This is a genomic window from Methylomonas sp. HYX-M1, assembly GCF_040741385.1.
Taxonomy (GTDB): Bacteria; Pseudomonadota; Gammaproteobacteria; order Methylococcales; family Methylomonadaceae; genus Methylomonas; species Methylomonas rhizoryzae.
Genome location: NZ_CP160405.1, coordinates 99,026 through 113,738, shown reverse-complemented (window position 1 = coordinate 113,738; position 14,713 = coordinate 99,026). Strand labels below are relative to the sequence as shown.

Genomic DNA, 14,713 nt, shown 5'->3' with positions numbered 1-14,713 from the left:
AAAGGCTATTCGCGGGAATGACTTAAAATCGTTGGCGTTCGCAATTCAATGAAACAACCCGCCGTCTACATCCTCGCCAGCCAACGCAACGGCACCTTGTACATCGGCGTTACCAGTAATTTATTGCAACGAATTTGGCAACACAAAGAAGACCTGGTCGAAGGTTTTACCAAACAATACCGGGTGCATACTTTGGTTTATTACGAACTGCATGCCGACATGAACGCCGCGATTGCCCGCGAAAAGCAGTTGAAGAAATGGAACCGCAAATGGAAGCTGGATTTAATCGAGCAACAAAACCCAAACTGGCGCGATCTGTGGGACGACATCAAAACCCCCTAATCCGTCGTCCCCGTGAATGCTTGTCCACGACTCTGATCGGGGGCGGGGATCCAGCAAGCGCCATCAGCCCTAGCTGGATTCCCGTCCCCGTTCAAGCCGGGGACAGGCCATTCACGGGAATGACAAATGGAGCAATGCAAAACGGTTGGCAGGAGTCAGGTATGTTTTGCTATTCCCGTCGTCCCCGTGAACACGGGGACCCAGCAAGCACCCTCAGCCCTCGCTGGATTCCCGCCTTCGCGGGAATGACGATTGGAAGATTACAGGGGTATTCGAAAGGATTGGGTTATGTCTGAAGACGGAAATTCATGCAGCCAACCTTGGAAACAAAGTCCTCTCGGAGATATTTTCCGGATCAATGGCGACCAAGTCGCACCATTAAGGCAGCCAAAATTGGAGTTTGTTCATTACAGCATCCCAGCTTACGACGAAACCGGTGGGCCCTCAATTGAATACGGAGAAGCCATAGAGAGCAACAAAACGTCAATTGGTAATCCTGCTGTTTTGGTTTCCAAACTCAATCCGCGAAAACCGAGAGTTGTTGCAGTAAGCAATCCGATGGAGCGAACATGCTGTTCAACAGAGTTTATTTGCTACTATCCAAAACGTCAGGAAGATGTTCTTGATTTCTGGGTTGCCTATTTTTCGTCTGAGCAATTTTCTGGTAGGCTCGCTCGCGTCGCAGTTGGTTCGACAAATAGCCATACGCGAGCATCCCCGAAAGAAACGTTGGGCTGGTATGTTCCTGATATTCCTTATGCCGAACAGCAAAAAATCGCCCAAATCCTCGACACCGCCATCCGCGAAACCGAGGCGATCATTGCCAAGCTCAAGGCTGTCAAGCTGGGTTTGCTGCACGACCTACTGACGCGCGGCATCGACGCCAACGGCGAACTCCGCCCGCCCCAACCCGAAGCCCCGCACCTCTACAAACGCTCGCGGCTGGGCTGGATTCCGAAGGATTGGAATGCTACACCTCTGGAACATGTCGCTGATCTTCAAGTCGGTTTTGCTTTCAAATCAGATTGGTTTCTTGATACCGGTAAAACAAGGTTACTTCGTGGAGACAATGTAGGGTATGGCTCTCCTGATTGGGATGTTCAAAAGTTTTTGGATGAGACAGCCGTTAAATCTTTCGAAAACTACTTGTTGAATGCGGGTGATGTTGTGGTAGGTATGGATAGAACTTTCACAAAAACGGGAGCGAAGTTTTCTATTGTTAACCAAAGCGATTTGCCTTGCTTACTTGTCCAACGAGTGGGGCGCTTTGTGCCATTACTTTGCTCTATGGACTTTCTTCGCTATTTGACCAACTGGCCTAATTTTCATAGAGATTTGTTTGCACAGCAGAAAGGTATGGATATTCCTCATTTGTCAAAGAGTGAAATTCTCTCTCCAATCGTTCCTGTTCCTCCTGAATACGAGCAATCTGCAATCTGTGAAAGAATGGCGTCTATCGCGGAACGTATAACCAATGAATCGAATTTGCTTGCTAACAGGGTGTTGAAATTTGCCTATATGCCTTCGGCTTCAAAACCATTTTTTGGTTTTGTTGGGCTTCTGGAAGCCCGATCACACCTCAAAAACCGGTTTTAGCCGGTTATATTCGCCCCGAAGGGCGTTAAATTCCGCCTTTTGGCGGATTTCAGGCGCACCACCGCCTAGGCGGTACTGTATCGCCAGCCGAAAATGGTACCCATGCGCGTCAGGTTATAGGCGGCAAAGGTAAAAATCGTTTGCGCGGCGACCTTCTTTAACCCCGGAACTTGGTTTGGCGTAGCGGGCCGACCGTCTTGGCCCAACCGAAGACTTCTTCGATCCGCTTGCGGACGTTGAGGCTTTTCCGGTAACCCTCATGCCGTGTGGTACGTCCGTCGATGGCCGAACCTTTTTCCTTGCTGGCGACATGCGGCGTGACTTTGCGCTGGCGTAACTTGGCGACAAAATCCTGCGTATCGTAATTTTTGTCGGCGGCCAAGGTCGCGCCCGGTTTGTGGATCGTGCGTTTGACCATGGCGTGAGCCGCCTCGCGTTCTGCGGTGCCGGTGGCCTGGGTGACTTCGACGTCGACGACCAAGCCATTACGGTTCTCCATCAAGGCATGACCGAGGAAAGCCAGCTGAGACTTGTCGCCCTCGCTCTTTTTGTACAACCGGGCATCGGGATCGGTGCGTGATGCGTGGGTTTCGTTACTGCGTTTCTCGCCCTTGAAGTTGACCGTGGGATTGCGGCCGCCGTCTTCCGGCGGCGGGGTCGAGCCGTCTTTTTTGACGAAACTTTTGTGCGAGGCCCAAGCTTGAATCAGCGTGCCGTCCACCGAGAAATGCTCGTCAGAGATCAGCTGTTTCCACTCCGCCAAGGCCAGTACCCGTTCGAAAAACAAACGACTGATCCGTTCGTTGAGCAAACGGTCGCGGTTGGCGCTGAAGGTCGAGTGATCCCACACCTCGTCATCCATCGTCAAGCCGACAAACCAGCGGTACAAGAGGTTGAAGTCGATATGCTCCACCAGTTGCCGTTCCGAACGGATGGAAAATAGCACTTGCAACAAACTGGCGCGCAACAAGCGTTCCGGCGGAATGGAATCTCGACCGCGACGAGCGTAGAGCGCGTCGAACTCGTCGTTTAGCGTGGCGAGCAACAAGTCGACCACTTGACGCAGCTTGCGCAATGGGTGCTTCTTCGGAATCCGGCTTTCCAGGGTTCGGTAACTGAACAGTGGTTCTTGGGTGATGTCGGCGCCGCGCATGGGGTCAATGCAATAGATTGGAGATAGAACTATTTTATCATTTAGAACAATACTTTATGATTTACCAACACATCTGATTCAACCAGCCAATGCGGGTTACAGGGGAGATAAAATCAACAGCCTGCTAAGCTCAAATCTCATAAGTCTGGCTTAATGAACGACCTCCTCACCGGCCGCGTTCGCGTCTCGCCCTTGCTTGAGTTATCCTGAGCATTCTTCGCCAGATTCCGAGCTTAACCATGTATGCCCATCGAACCACCCGCAAGTTGAACGGCTTGACCGTGCAGTTGGAATTACCCGAGTAGTTTGCGGACTGCGCGGAAGCCGAGTTCATCGTGTTGCCTTTGTCGCAAAAATCCGATGCCGATATTTCGGGGCCGTCAGACGGGTTGCCCGTCGCCGCAGCGAGCTTTTCTAAGCGATGGTTGGGTAAATTCGCGTTAACTGCTCAGGAAGACGCTGCCAAAACCGATTATGTTCCTGGTTCCCAATCTTGAGCTCTCATCGTTATACATATCTATGTTTGATAACTGTCATTCCGGCATGGATTGCCGGAATCCAGACTCCACGGACGGATCGAAACTTGCCATCCATGGCACTGGATGCCCACTTCCCGGCGGGCATGACGGCGTTGTTAAATCTGACAAAGTAGATTAAGTGATTGATGAAAGCTGGATCAAGGCGTGTGCGGGAAACAATCAGTACCGCTATTCTCGCCACGCCGACCGTGAACGGCAGAATGACGCTTTATCGCTGGCGGAAGTGGAACAGGCCTTGCGTTCTGGGCGCGTTATCGAGCAGTATCCAGATACCGGCCGCGGCGAAAGCTGTTTGTTGGTGGGTTTTACCGATGCCGGCAAGCCGATCCATGCGGTCTGCGGCACACTAGGTGAATGGTTGGTGATTATTACAGTGTATATTCCCACACCACCTAAATTTAAGAATCCTTATGAGCGAGGATAAAACCATGACTGAACAATGTAGCTTCTGCGGCCACAAGCATTTAAGCCATAAGCTAACGCGTTATCTGCATCAACAAGGCGACGAGTTGTTGATTATCGATGATGTTCCCTGCCTGGAATGCGACTTCTGCGGGGAACAATATTTTGAGGCTGCCGTGTTGAAAGCCATCGAAGCCGAGCACTTGGCGATTATCAATCACCAAAAAAAGCCGACTTGGATCAAACCGGTAGCGGTCGAGTCATTCGCTGCTTTGAGTCGGTGAATTTGAAGTTCGCCTGACGATAGTTTTTGTTAGAGCGTTTGCTATCAGATTTCTATACGCCACTATAGGTGGCTGTTACATGTTATGAGCAGCTATTGGATGGCTATTTGATTGCCGAGCCTTGGACGATATTACGGAAGAAGGATTTTTGGTCCAAGGCATTGATTTAATTGGATTGTTATTATTTGACGGCTATTTGATTGTCAGGGGCAACATAACTATTTTTTACCCGTCGGATGGGAAGCTTGGGCCGTTTACCCATTGGTCTATAAAGCTGGCTATGAGCCGCTATGAGGTTTCTATGAGCCTCTATGAGCGGCTATAGGACAATCGCAACTTGAAATGAGTTAATCAAACACGGAATAGATCATGGGCCGGGAACTGGAAGACGTTGAAATACCATTTATCGCGCAGTTAACGCAACTCGGGTGGTCGCCAGTCGAAGGCAGTTTGGACGATCCCGCTGTCACCGGGCGTGGCAGTTTTGCCGAGGTGATTCAGGAAGCGGTTTTACGTGAGCGGTTGCGCGCATTGAATTTGCACGATGGCCTGCCCTGGTTGGATGACGAGAGGATTGCCGAAGCGGTAGCGGCGATTAGCCGCTTGAGTGGCCGGTTGATGGAAGCCAACGAAAAGGTCACCCGCTTGTTGATAGACGGTATTACCGTGGAGGGCTTGCCGGGTTGGGACGGCGGGCGCGGCCAGACCATCCGTTATATTGATTGGGAAACGCACGGTAATAACCGCTTCACGGTGGTTAACCAGTACCGTGTCGATTGCCCGCCGGGCTTTAATGGCGCCAAGGCTTTTATCGTGCCGGATTTGGTGTTGCTGGTGAACGGTTTGCCCATCGTCGTGGTGGAATGCAAAAGTCCGTCGATACCGGAACCCTTGGCCGAGGCGGTCGATCAATTGCGCCGCTACGCTAATCAACGCCACGCAGCGTTGGAAGTAGACGACAACGAGGGCAACGAAACTTTATTTGCCACGGTGCAATTGTTGATTGCCAGTTCCTTCGACGAAGCGCGGGTCGGTTGCATCGGCGGCGGGTTCGAACATTTTGCGCAGTGGAAAACGGTGGTCGGGCCGGACGGTTCGGGCAACGAAGCCGAGGTGGCCGACCGGTTAGGCAAGACGATAGTATCCGAACAACAGCGTCTGATTGCGGGCCTTTTAACGCCAGCGCATTTACTGGATGTCATCCGGCATTTCATGCTGTTCATGCAGGCAGAAGGTCAGACCATTAAAACCGTGTGCCGCTACCAACAATATCGGGCGGTGAACAAGGCACTGAACAAGCTGAAAACCGGAAAAACCCGCAAGCAGCATGGCGAATCGGATCAGCGCGGTGGCATCATTTGGCACACGCAGGGTTCTGGCAAGAGTTTGACCATGGTGTTTTTGGTGCGAAAACTGCATGCGGAACCCTTGCTACGCCGATTCAAAGTGATCGTTGTTACCGACCGCAACGATTTGCAGCGGCAACTATCGGCGACTGCGACGCTGACAGGCGAGACGGTGGAAGTCGCCAGCAATACCACCGGCATCAAGAATTTAGCCAAGCGTAAGGGGCCGGGGCTGATTTTTGCCACCATCCAAAAATATCGCGATGCGGAGCTGGTTGACGACGCACCGTTGACTGCCGCCGATTTGCCGAAACAAGCGGGTATCTCCACGCCAAAATCCACTTACAAAGCCCAAGCCACCTTCGAGGTGTTGAACGACGACGAAGCCATTTTAGTGTTGGTGGACGAAGCGCACCGCACCCAGGCCGGCGATTTACACGCCAATCTGCTGGCCGGTTTGCCGAACAGTGCCCGCATCGGCTTTACCGGCACGCCTATCATCATGGGCGAGAAAAAGCGCACCCACGAAATTTTCGGCGAGTTCATCGACCGTTACACCATCAAGCAAGCCGAAGCGGACGGGGCCACGGTGCCGGTATTGTATGAAGGTCGCACCGCCAAGGGCGCGGTGAAGGATGGTGCCAGCCTGGATGAGTTGTTCGAGGACTTGTTTCGGCAGCACAGTCCGCAAGAGCTGGAGCTGATCAAACAAAAATACGCCACCAAAGGTCAGTTGTTCGACGCACCGGCACTGATTGCCGACAAAGCCCGCGACATGCTGCGTCACTACGTCACTTTCATCCTGCCGAATGGTTACAAGGCGCAGGTGGTGGCTTATAGCCGCTTGGCGGCAGTCCGTTATTTCGAGGCCTTGCAGCTTGCCCGCGACGAGTTGTTGCGCGATGCCCCGAAGCTTTATCGGCGGACGACAAGATGTTGGACGATGAAGCTTTATGCCAAAGGCCGCCAAAGGTGCAGGCCGTGGTGCAAGCCTGGCGGTATCGAGATACTTTGCGCTCGCTGCAATTTGCACCGATCATTTCCGGCAGCAACAACGACGATCCAGGCTGGAAGCCGTGGACCGACGGTTCGGCACACGAGCAATTGATCAAGCGTTTCAAAAAGCCGCTGTTGCATGCCGATCCGACCAAGACCGACCCACTGGGGTTTTTGGTGGTGAAATCCATGTTGCTCACCGGTTTCGATGCGCCGATCGAAGGCGTGATGTACCTGGATAGGCCGATCCGCGAAGCGGAATTGCTGCAAGCTATTGCTCGGGTCAATCGCACCGGCTTTGGTAAGCGTTGCGGGATTGTGGTCGATTACTACGGCGTGGCGAGGCATTTGCAGGAAGCGCTGGCGGCCTATGCCGACGAGGACATTGAAGGCGCGTTGACCAGTCTACAGGATGAAATTCCGATACTGCGCGACCGGCATGTGCGGGTGGTGGATGTGTTTCGCCAGTGCGGCGTGGAATCGTTGGCGGAAACCGAAGCCTGTATCGAGGCACTGGCCAGCGAAAAAATACATGCCGAGTTTGCGGTTAAGTTGAAGGCGTTTTTGGCGTCGCTGGATACCGTGTTGCCCCGCCCGGAAGGTTTGCCATTCATCAAAGATGCCAAGCAGTTGGCCTATATCTATGCCCGCGCTCGTAACCGCTACAAAGACACGCCAGTGTTGGGCAAGGATGTCGGCGCCAAGGTGCGCAAGCTGATCGACGAGCATGTGATTTCCTTGGGTGTGAATCCGAAAATTCCGCCGATCCAGCTAACCGATGCCGATTTCGAGCGACACGTCGGTCGTGCCGCCAACGACCGGGCCAAGGCCTCGGAAATGGAACACGCGATTCGCTCGCATATTAGAAAGCACCTCGATGAAGACCCGGTCGGTTACCGCAAACTGTCCGAGCGTCTTAGTGAGATTCTAAAAAGCCTGGATCAGCAATGGGACGAATTGATCGCGCAATTGCAAAAAATCATTGCCGAACTGCGCAGTGGTCACGTCGCCAATGATGAAACATCCAGCGAGCTGCCGGAACATTATTTGCCGTTTCTGCGCACCGTGGTCGATGTGGTTAAGGGTGGTGAAGTGCCGATTCCTGTTGAAGTCGTGCGTTTAACCGATGTAACTGTCGAGTTGGTTGATTTGCTGATCGACGAGTTGAAGGGCAATCCGGAAATTTGGGCGCCGCGTAAGGCTGCCGACCAGGATGCGCTGAACGGTCGCTTGTTCGATTATCTGATGCGTTTACGTCCGGCCTTGATTGATGGCAATGGTGCCGGGGTGTTGGCAGATAAACTGATGGAACAAGCCAGAGCCAGTCACGATAAGTTGCTCCAGGTTTGACGTGGAAACGACCGGCAATTCCGAATTAACGATTGACGACCTGTGCTTTACCGTAAAACGTAGCGCACGCCGCCGCACCTTGCAGATCACTGTGGAGCGGGATGGCAGCTTGTTGTTGTCAGCGCCGCCCGAAGTCGATGTGACGGTATTGCGCGATTTCGTGATCGAAAAGCGCGAATGGATTTACACCAAGCTGGCGGAAAAAGAATGTCTGCAAAAACAGGTGCCGATCAAGCAATTCGTCGATGGCGAAGGCTTTTTATACCTGGGACGCAGCTATCGTTTGCAATTAGTCGACGTGCAGGCTATCGCCTTGAAGCTGGTAAGCGGCCGGTTTCGTTTGCGGCGCGACCACGTCGAACGAGGGCGGGAAGCCTTTGTCGATTGGTATACCATCCACGCCACCCGCTGGTTGTGGGCCAAAGCCAGGGAATTCCAGAGCCGCATGGAAGTAAAACCTGCCGGCGCCAAGGTGCAGGATTTGGGTTACCGCTGGGGCTCATGCGGCAAAGGCGACTGGTTGTACTTTCACTGGAAAACCGTTCTGTTGCCTCCGCATATAGCAGAATACGTCGTCGTGCATGAATTAGCACATCTGCGCCAACCGCATCATACGCCTGAGTTTTGGCGGTCAATTGAACGGGTGTTACCTGATTTCGAGAGACGAAAGATTTGGTTAGCCGAGAATGGCATCAGCGTAGATGGGCTTTGACATGAAAACGCGAAACTATCTCAATGTAGCAGTAGCCGGAGGCTGGAAACTACGCTGGCTAGTTGGTGGTCAAAAAGCACCATTCAAATGCAAGTTGAAATACAAGCCGCTTGCCGATTCCGAAGAATAAGCGGTGTAACGATCCTGTAATTCCAGTTCAACCTTATAAGATTTCTCGTCGATGGGAAAACCAATCAAGCTTTGTGTTTTTTCTTTCATGAGTCCACTCGAAAGTCAATGCGGTTAATCGTCGAAGTTTAGACGTGGATTGAAGTTAAGGGACTTAGCCGTCATGAATCAGTACTAGGTGTTGTCGCAATTCCGCAAGATCCCTGTCAACAAAGTTCAAGCGCGGCATTGGACACACCTATCTCAAATTATACGAAAAACCGAAGAAATAGTGCTTTAGCAAAAAGCTAGGTCATTGCTTATAAATGGCGTGTTATTTGCTTTTTAGATTTCTATGGCAAGGGGCTCATAAATTTTTAGCCGCTAAAATTACGCGCAAGCCGAATCAATCAAGTGCAAAGCTGTTTTTTGTCTTTGAATAATAGAAATTTTATTTAATTAATAGTTTAGCTTAACTAAATGTTTCGCTAAGAATTTAGTTAATCTAAACATATAGGACATAATGTAATATATTAAAAATTATATTAGTATCGAAATGAAATTTATTAGATTTTGTGAACTGGTTGATGAGTCCTTTTGGTTTGTTTTTGGAACGTGTGAGGCGTAGCCGCCAATTGCAACAAAAGCAATTAGCAGCTGATCTTGGCATTCAGGCGAGTTACCTCAGCTTGCTGGAAAAAGGCCGCAAAGTACCTCCATCAAAACAAGTCTTAGAAAAGTTGATACACGTTCTGAATTTAGACGAGGAAGAGCAAGCGGGAATGTGGGATAGCGCAGAACAATCTCAAAGAAACTTTCAGTTGCCTGATGGCTTGCCGCTTGAGGAATATCTCGTGGTAAACGAGTTAAGAAAACAATTGGGAAGGTTAAGCAAAGGACAAATCAAACTGATGTTGGATGTCCTGGCCCTAGGCACAACCTCAGACAAACAATCAAATTTTAGGAGAACAGAGATGTAAAGTGCAGCACGGAACAAACCAGACGGCTTGCCCCGCACTGCAAGCGAAGTAGGTACCTCGCCCGTGGAGAACTCAGTATCCTCTCGCCCAAGTTCTCGTCAAGCCGCCCTGGCATCAATTACTACTAACGTAAAACTTTATTACCGAAATCGGTAAGGTTCAACTCGATTCAGAATCGGTGTTCAAATTAAATCAGAGTGGGTGTTCAGCTTGGGCCAGAATATGCAGAAAGTTTTGCACGCCGGTTAACAGGGCAAATCCAGCGGGAAATCGTGTCCTTATAGGGTTTGAGAATATCCTCGCCCAACCCGATCGTGCATGCAGAAACGTTTGATTATCTTTATTGGCTGCGTATAGATCCAGTATCAGCCCGATCAGGCCAACACGATCGACGTCAGCCAATTTGGATTTAACGTCGCTCCAGGTTGCTTTGGATTTTTTCTGTTTGCTAGTCATTTGCTGTCGATTGGTTTCTTTTTTGTTCGTTCTCGCCGTAACTGCAAGTTATATCACCAGCTAGTGATGCTATCCATCCCGGCAACACTGAGCGGGAGAAGCGCTGACACTGAAAAGGGCGAATTTTCCCGAACGGGAATACTGTTACTTATGTATGGCACATTTTTAATAAAATTTACCGTTCGGGAAATTAAACTTGCATATTGATTGTTTTGCCTAATAATTTCCCGAACGGGAAAAACACTATGATCAACATCCATTCCACCCAACAACTTGGCCAAGCGCTACGCAACGCCCGCAAACAGCTCGGATTAACTCAATCCGAATTGGCGTTGGCGGCAGGTGTTGGCGTTCGCTTTATCGTCGACCTCGAAGCAGGCAAGCCGACCGTGCGTCTGGAAACGGTGATGCGCGTTATTGAAGCACTGGGCGGGCAGGTCATGCTTGATGGCCTGCCCAGCGTAACCGGTGACGAAATGCCATGAGCCATCTACTGGCAGTCTATTTATTTGATCGTCGAGTGGGAGAGTTGGCCTTGGTCGAAGGCAGACTGCAATTTAGCTATGACGCCGACTGGCTGCAACAATCCGACGCAGTCCCTCTGTCCTGTTCGTTACCGTTGCAAGTAGAACCGTTCAACGACTTGCAGGCGCGGCCTTTCTTTGCCGGACTGTTGCCGGAGGGCAAGTTACGCCAATTGGTCGCACGCCAGTTTCAGGTCTCGAAGCAAAACGACTTTGCCTTGCTCGATCATATTGGCGGCGAATGCGCCGGTGCCGTTTCGCTATTGCCGCCAGACGGTTTACCCGCTGTGTCTAATTCAGCGAGCGATATTGACTGGCTGTCCGACGATGACCTGCTTGCCGTGCTGGATGAATTGCCGCAGCGGCCGATGCTGGCCGGTCAGGATGGTTTGCGCTTATCGTTGGCGGGCGCTCAGGATAAATTGCCGGTGGTGTTTGATGGTCAACGAATCGGTCTACCCCGCAATGGCGCGCCCAGTAGCCATATTCTCAAACCGGCCATCGCCGCCGTTGAAGACAGCGTGATCAACGAAGGTTTCTGTCTGGCATTGGCCGATGCGATGCATTTTCAGACCGCACAGTCGAGGATTTGTAGCGTTCGCGACCGCTCATTTCTGCTGGTCGAGCGTTATGACAGAACTCAAGCTGCCAATGGCCAACGCTTGCGGCTGCATCAGGAAGATTTCTGTCAGGCACTGGGCGTGGTACCGGAACTGAAATATCAGAACGAGGGTGGGCCGGGTTTGGAACAGTGCTTTGACTTGGTCCGCCGCGTGACCCGACCGAGTGCGCCGCAGGTACTGCGTCTGCTGGATGCGGTCATTTTCAATGCTTTGATCGGCAACCACGACGCCCATGCCAAGAACTTTTCTATCTTGTATGCCGACAAGGGCGCAGTTCTGGCGCCGCTCTACGACGTCTTGTCAACCGCCGTTTATCCCAGCCTGACGCCAAAGATGGCGATGCAGTTGGGTGGCAAATACAAATTCAGCGAAGTACAGGCAAGACACTGGGAGCGCTTTGCCCAAGCGGCGGGATTGTCGGTGGCACAAACCCGAAAACGTATCCTCGGCTTGTGCCAACGGCTACCCGTGGTCGCTCGCAGGTTGCAGACATCGGCGAACTATCAATTCGCCGGAAATCCGGTGGTTGAACACATCGTACAGCTGATCGAGCAACGCGCGGCGCTAACGGTCAGGCGGTTGACTGATAACGCCTAAAGCCAATCGGCTGGCGTTGATGCTGGCTACATCATTTCGATGACTCTGTCATTGCAGCGAAGAAAATTCTTACATCGCCGCCATTTATCCACCACAATCCGCCAGCCGAATTGGCTGCATCGTTGTTCTGACACTTGCAGCAATCGACAACTGGCACAGCGCACGAATCCCCTTGTATCGCCATGGTGAATTCGCAGAATATCTTCGGCCAGCTGCAGGGCGTAATGCAGGATGTCGGGGCTTGCCCGCATTCACTAAAAAACTCCTCGATGACCGATTGCCGGTTCCAAACCGGCCGCGATAGCGGCTATGCAATCTGAAAGCGCCGATTTTTGCCTTTCGATGTCGTCGCACAAGGCAAATAAGGCTTGGCTACGTTGTAAGTTGTGCTCGGGATGCTCGATTTTGAAATAGCGGTTGCCGCGTAAATAATCGGTAAAAAATCGTAAACCTAGTTCGAACGGGATCAACCAGATGGCCGGATACAAATAGGCGAAGTCGGCGGCGGTTAAAAAGCCGCCGGCGGCTTGCAGATAGCTGTGCAGGATGAGCCGCGCCCTCGGCAAATCGAAGCGGTTAACGCTTTTGTCGTGACAACAGGAGCGTATGCAGTCGCCGATGTCGTAATGGATCAAGCCGGGCTTGACGGTGTCCAGGTCGATCAGGCTGACGATGCGGTCGCCGTCCGGTTCGAACAGAAAATTGTTCAATTTCGGATCGCCGTGTATCACTCGCTGGCGCAACTCGCCGCGCTGCTTGGCCTGCTCCAGCACGTCCAGCTTATTGCTACACGATTCGATATAGGCGCAGCATGCGCGGACTTGGTCTGCTTGTTCGGCAGGCAATTCCGGGCGCAACTGCCGGTATTCGGCAAAATATTCCGGGGTAATGTGGAAGCCGGGCAGGGTGTCGTGCAACAAATCCGGCGACAAATCGCTGCACAATGCATGAAATTGCGCCAAAGCCAGACCGACCGCTCGCGCTTGCGCCGCGTTTTGCATGTTATCCCGGCTTTGCGCCGGAGCAATTCGCTCCAGCGCGCGCCAGTAGTGGCCATCGCCGTCCCGATAAACCGGGTGGCCGCTGAGGGTAGCGATGATCGCCGGGATGCGCAATTGAACTTGATCGGCCGGTTTGGTTTGCGCGTGCCGGTTTAACTGAGCCAAATTGTCCATCACCAAGGCGGGCTGCGGGAATACCCGGCTGTTAAGACGTTGCAGCACCAAATCGCCGCCGGGCCAGGTTACCAGAAAGGTGTCGTTGATTAGACCACTGCCCAGCGGTACTACCGCATCGGGAGTGCCGCCGGTAAATTGCCGGGCAATCTCGGCGGCACAAACGCTCACGAGCCTGCCAGTTGTTGACTTAGCAAACTCAAGGCTTGGCCGCGGTGGCTGAGGCTGTTTTTCAACTTCGGAGCCAATTGGGCCGAGGAGCAGCGGTAGGCTTCGACCCAAAACACCGGATCGTAACCGAAGCCGTTTGCACCGACCGCTTCGGTCAGAATGCTGCCTTCCCAAACCCCTTGCGCGATTATTGGAATAGGGTCGTCGGCCCGGCGTAAATAAACCATCACGCAAACGAAACGGGCGCTACGTCGCCCGGCCGGTACGTTTTGCATGGCTAACAATAATTTATCCAAATTGGCTTGGTCGGAGGCACCGATACCGGCATAGCGGGCCGAAATCACGCCGGGCGCACCGTCCAGCGCGTCGACTACCAAACCGGAATCGTCGGCAATCGCCGGTAATTTGCTATGTAAGGCGGCGTTGCGGGCCTTGATGATGGCGTTTTCGACGAAGGTAGAACCGGTTTCGTCGGCTTCCGGTACGGCGAATTGCGACTGCGGGACGATGCGTTCGTTTTGCAAGATGGCTTGAATCTCCCGGATTTTGCCGGCGTTGCCGCTGGCCAACACAATGCTGCTCATAGTGCTACGAGGCTAGGCTGCGGTTTGTTTGGCCTGTTGCAAGGCGGCGCGCTGCTTTTCCAGCAGTTGGTTGATGCCCGCCTCGGCTAATTCCAGCATGGCGTTCAGTTCGTCTTTACGGAAAGCGTGCCCTTCCGCCGTGCCTTGTACTTCGATGAAATGGCCGGCTTCGTTCATCACCACGTTCATATCGGTTTCGGCCTGGCTGTCTTCGGCGTAGTCCAAATCCAGTACCGCCACGCCGTTGTAAATACCCACGGACACCGAAGCGACTTGGCCGTGTAGCGGATTGGTTTTGATTCTTTTAGTTTTCAGCAAATGGTCGACGGCTATCGACAAGGCGACGAAGCCGCCGGTAATGGAGGCGGTGCGGGTGCCGCCGTCGGCCTGGATCACGTCGCAATCCAGGGTGATGGTGTGTTCGCCCAGCGCCTTCAAATCCACGGCGGCCCGTAGCGAGCGGCCGATTAGACGTTGAATTTCCAAGGTGCGGCCGCCTTGCTTGCCGCGGCCGGCCTCTCTGTCCATGCGGCTGTGGGTGGAACGCGGCAGCATGCCGTATTCGGCGGTTACCCAGCCCTCGCCCTTGCCTTTCAAAAAGCGCGGCACCGAGGCGTCCACGCTGGCGGTGCACAACACGCGGGTATCGCCGAATTCCACCAACACCGAACCTTCGGCATGTTTGGTGTAATGGCAGGTGAAGCGAATTTCGCGTAGTTGTTCGGGTTGGCGTCCACTGGGTCTCATAACGGTCTCGACATTAAAAATTGCCGCA

The 14,713-nt window shown here is 52.6% G+C and carries 15 protein-coding genes and 1 pseudogene; 10 read left to right on the top strand and 6 right to left on the bottom strand.

Going from position 1 to position 14,713, the window contains the following annotated elements; translation table 11 throughout:
• Positions 1–48: 48 nt before the first annotated feature.
• Positions 49–342: a GIY-YIG nuclease family protein gene (locus tag AB0A83_RS00540; RefSeq protein ID WP_256603444.1), complete on the top strand. Its 294-nt coding sequence runs from the start codon at positions 49–51 to the stop codon at positions 340–342.
• 288 nt (positions 343–630) lie between these two features.
• Positions 631–1,938 carry a restriction endonuclease subunit S gene (locus tag AB0A83_RS00535; RefSeq protein ID WP_367155113.1) on the top strand — a complete coding sequence of 436 codons (1,308 nt, stop codon included), beginning with the start codon at positions 631–633 and terminating at the stop codon, positions 1,936–1,938.
• A gap of 65 nt (positions 1,939–2,003) precedes the next feature.
• Here the strand turns inward: AB0A83_RS00535 and AB0A83_RS00530 are convergent.
• A pseudogene (locus AB0A83_RS00530) lies at positions 2,004–3,091 on the bottom strand (IS5 family transposase).
• Between the two features lie 657 nt (positions 3,092–3,748).
• Between AB0A83_RS00530 and AB0A83_RS00525 the strand changes: the two are divergent.
• From AB0A83_RS00525 to AB0A83_RS00505, 5 genes are all read left to right on the top strand, one after another.
• Positions 3,749–4,054, top strand: a complete 306-nt coding sequence (locus tag AB0A83_RS00525; protein ID WP_367155112.1) for a DUF4258 domain-containing protein — start codon at positions 3,749–3,751, stop codon at positions 4,052–4,054.
• A 4-nt stretch (positions 4,055–4,058) separates the two neighbouring features.
• Positions 4,059–4,316 (top strand): type II toxin-antitoxin system MqsA family antitoxin, encoded by a 258-nt coding sequence (locus AB0A83_RS00520; protein WP_256603437.1) that lies wholly within the window; start codon positions 4,059–4,061, stop codon positions 4,314–4,316.
• Positions 4,317–4,685: 369 nt separating this feature from the next.
• Entirely contained in the window at positions 4,686–6,770 is a 2,085-nt protein-coding gene (locus AB0A83_RS00515; RefSeq protein ID WP_367155111.1) for a type I restriction endonuclease subunit R, read from the top strand.
• Positions 6,674–8,008, top strand: a complete 1,335-nt coding sequence (locus AB0A83_RS00510; protein WP_367155110.1) for a hypothetical protein — start codon at positions 6,674–6,676, stop codon at positions 8,006–8,008. Before AB0A83_RS00515 ends, AB0A83_RS00510 begins: the two co-directional genes overlap by 97 nt.
• A 1-nt stretch (position 8,009) precedes the next feature.
• Positions 8,010–8,720, top strand: coding sequence for a M48 family metallopeptidase (locus AB0A83_RS00505; protein WP_367155109.1), 711 nt, complete (start codon positions 8,010–8,012; stop codon positions 8,718–8,720).
• A gap of 69 nt (positions 8,721–8,789) precedes the next feature.
• Here AB0A83_RS00505 and AB0A83_RS00500 read toward each other — a convergent pair whose 3' ends face one another.
• Complete coding sequence (locus AB0A83_RS00500) at positions 8,790–8,939, bottom strand: hypothetical protein (RefSeq protein WP_367155108.1); 150 nt, start codon at positions 8,937–8,939, stop codon at positions 8,790–8,792.
• A 464-nt stretch (positions 8,940–9,403) separates the two neighbouring features.
• Here AB0A83_RS00500 and AB0A83_RS00495 point away from each other — a divergent pair, with 464 nt between their 5' ends.
• Positions 9,404–9,808, top strand: coding sequence for a helix-turn-helix domain-containing protein (locus tag AB0A83_RS00495; protein ID WP_367155107.1), 405 nt, complete (start codon positions 9,404–9,406; stop codon positions 9,806–9,808).
• 192 nt (positions 9,809–10,000) lie between these two features.
• Here the strand turns inward: AB0A83_RS00495 and AB0A83_RS00490 are convergent, their stop codons facing one another.
• The gene (locus tag AB0A83_RS00490; protein ID WP_367155106.1) at positions 10,001–10,264 is read right to left on the bottom strand and encodes a hypothetical protein; all 264 of its coding nucleotides are present in this window, start codon (positions 10,262–10,264) and stop codon (positions 10,001–10,003) included.
• Between the two features lie 245 nt (positions 10,265–10,509).
• Between AB0A83_RS00490 and AB0A83_RS00485 the strand changes: the two genes are divergently transcribed.
• Together AB0A83_RS00485 and AB0A83_RS00480 are read left to right on the top strand one after the other, a co-directional pair.
• Positions 10,510–10,749, top strand: coding sequence for a helix-turn-helix transcriptional regulator (locus AB0A83_RS00485; RefSeq protein WP_150046046.1), 240 nt, complete (start codon positions 10,510–10,512; stop codon positions 10,747–10,749).
• Positions 10,746–12,008, top strand: a complete 1,263-nt coding sequence (locus AB0A83_RS00480) for a type II toxin-antitoxin system HipA family toxin (protein WP_367155105.1) — start codon at positions 10,746–10,748, stop codon at positions 12,006–12,008. The genes AB0A83_RS00485 and AB0A83_RS00480 overlap by 4 nt, the downstream gene beginning before the upstream one ends.
• Positions 12,009–12,262: 254 nt before the next feature.
• Here AB0A83_RS00480 and AB0A83_RS00475 read toward each other — a convergent pair whose 3' ends face one another.
• Genes AB0A83_RS00475 through rph form a run of 3 tightly spaced genes read right to left on the bottom strand, consistent with a single transcriptional unit; the run spans position 12,263 to position 14,685 of the window.
• Positions 12,263–13,354 carry a phosphotransferase enzyme family protein gene (locus tag AB0A83_RS00475; protein WP_367155104.1) on the bottom strand — a complete coding sequence of 364 codons (1,092 nt, stop codon included), beginning with the start codon at positions 13,352–13,354 and terminating at the stop codon, positions 12,263–12,265.
• A complete protein-coding gene (gene rdgB / locus AB0A83_RS00470) occupies positions 13,351–13,938 on the bottom strand; it encodes an RdgB/HAM1 family non-canonical purine NTP pyrophosphatase (RefSeq protein WP_367155103.1) in 588 nt (195 codons plus the stop codon). The genes AB0A83_RS00475 and rdgB overlap by 4 nt, the downstream gene beginning before the upstream one ends.
• A 12-nt stretch (positions 13,939–13,950) precedes the next feature.
• A complete protein-coding gene (gene rph / locus AB0A83_RS00465) occupies positions 13,951–14,685 on the bottom strand; it encodes a ribonuclease PH (protein WP_150046042.1) in 735 nt (244 codons plus the stop codon).
• Between the last annotated feature and the right edge of the window lie 28 nt (positions 14,686–14,713).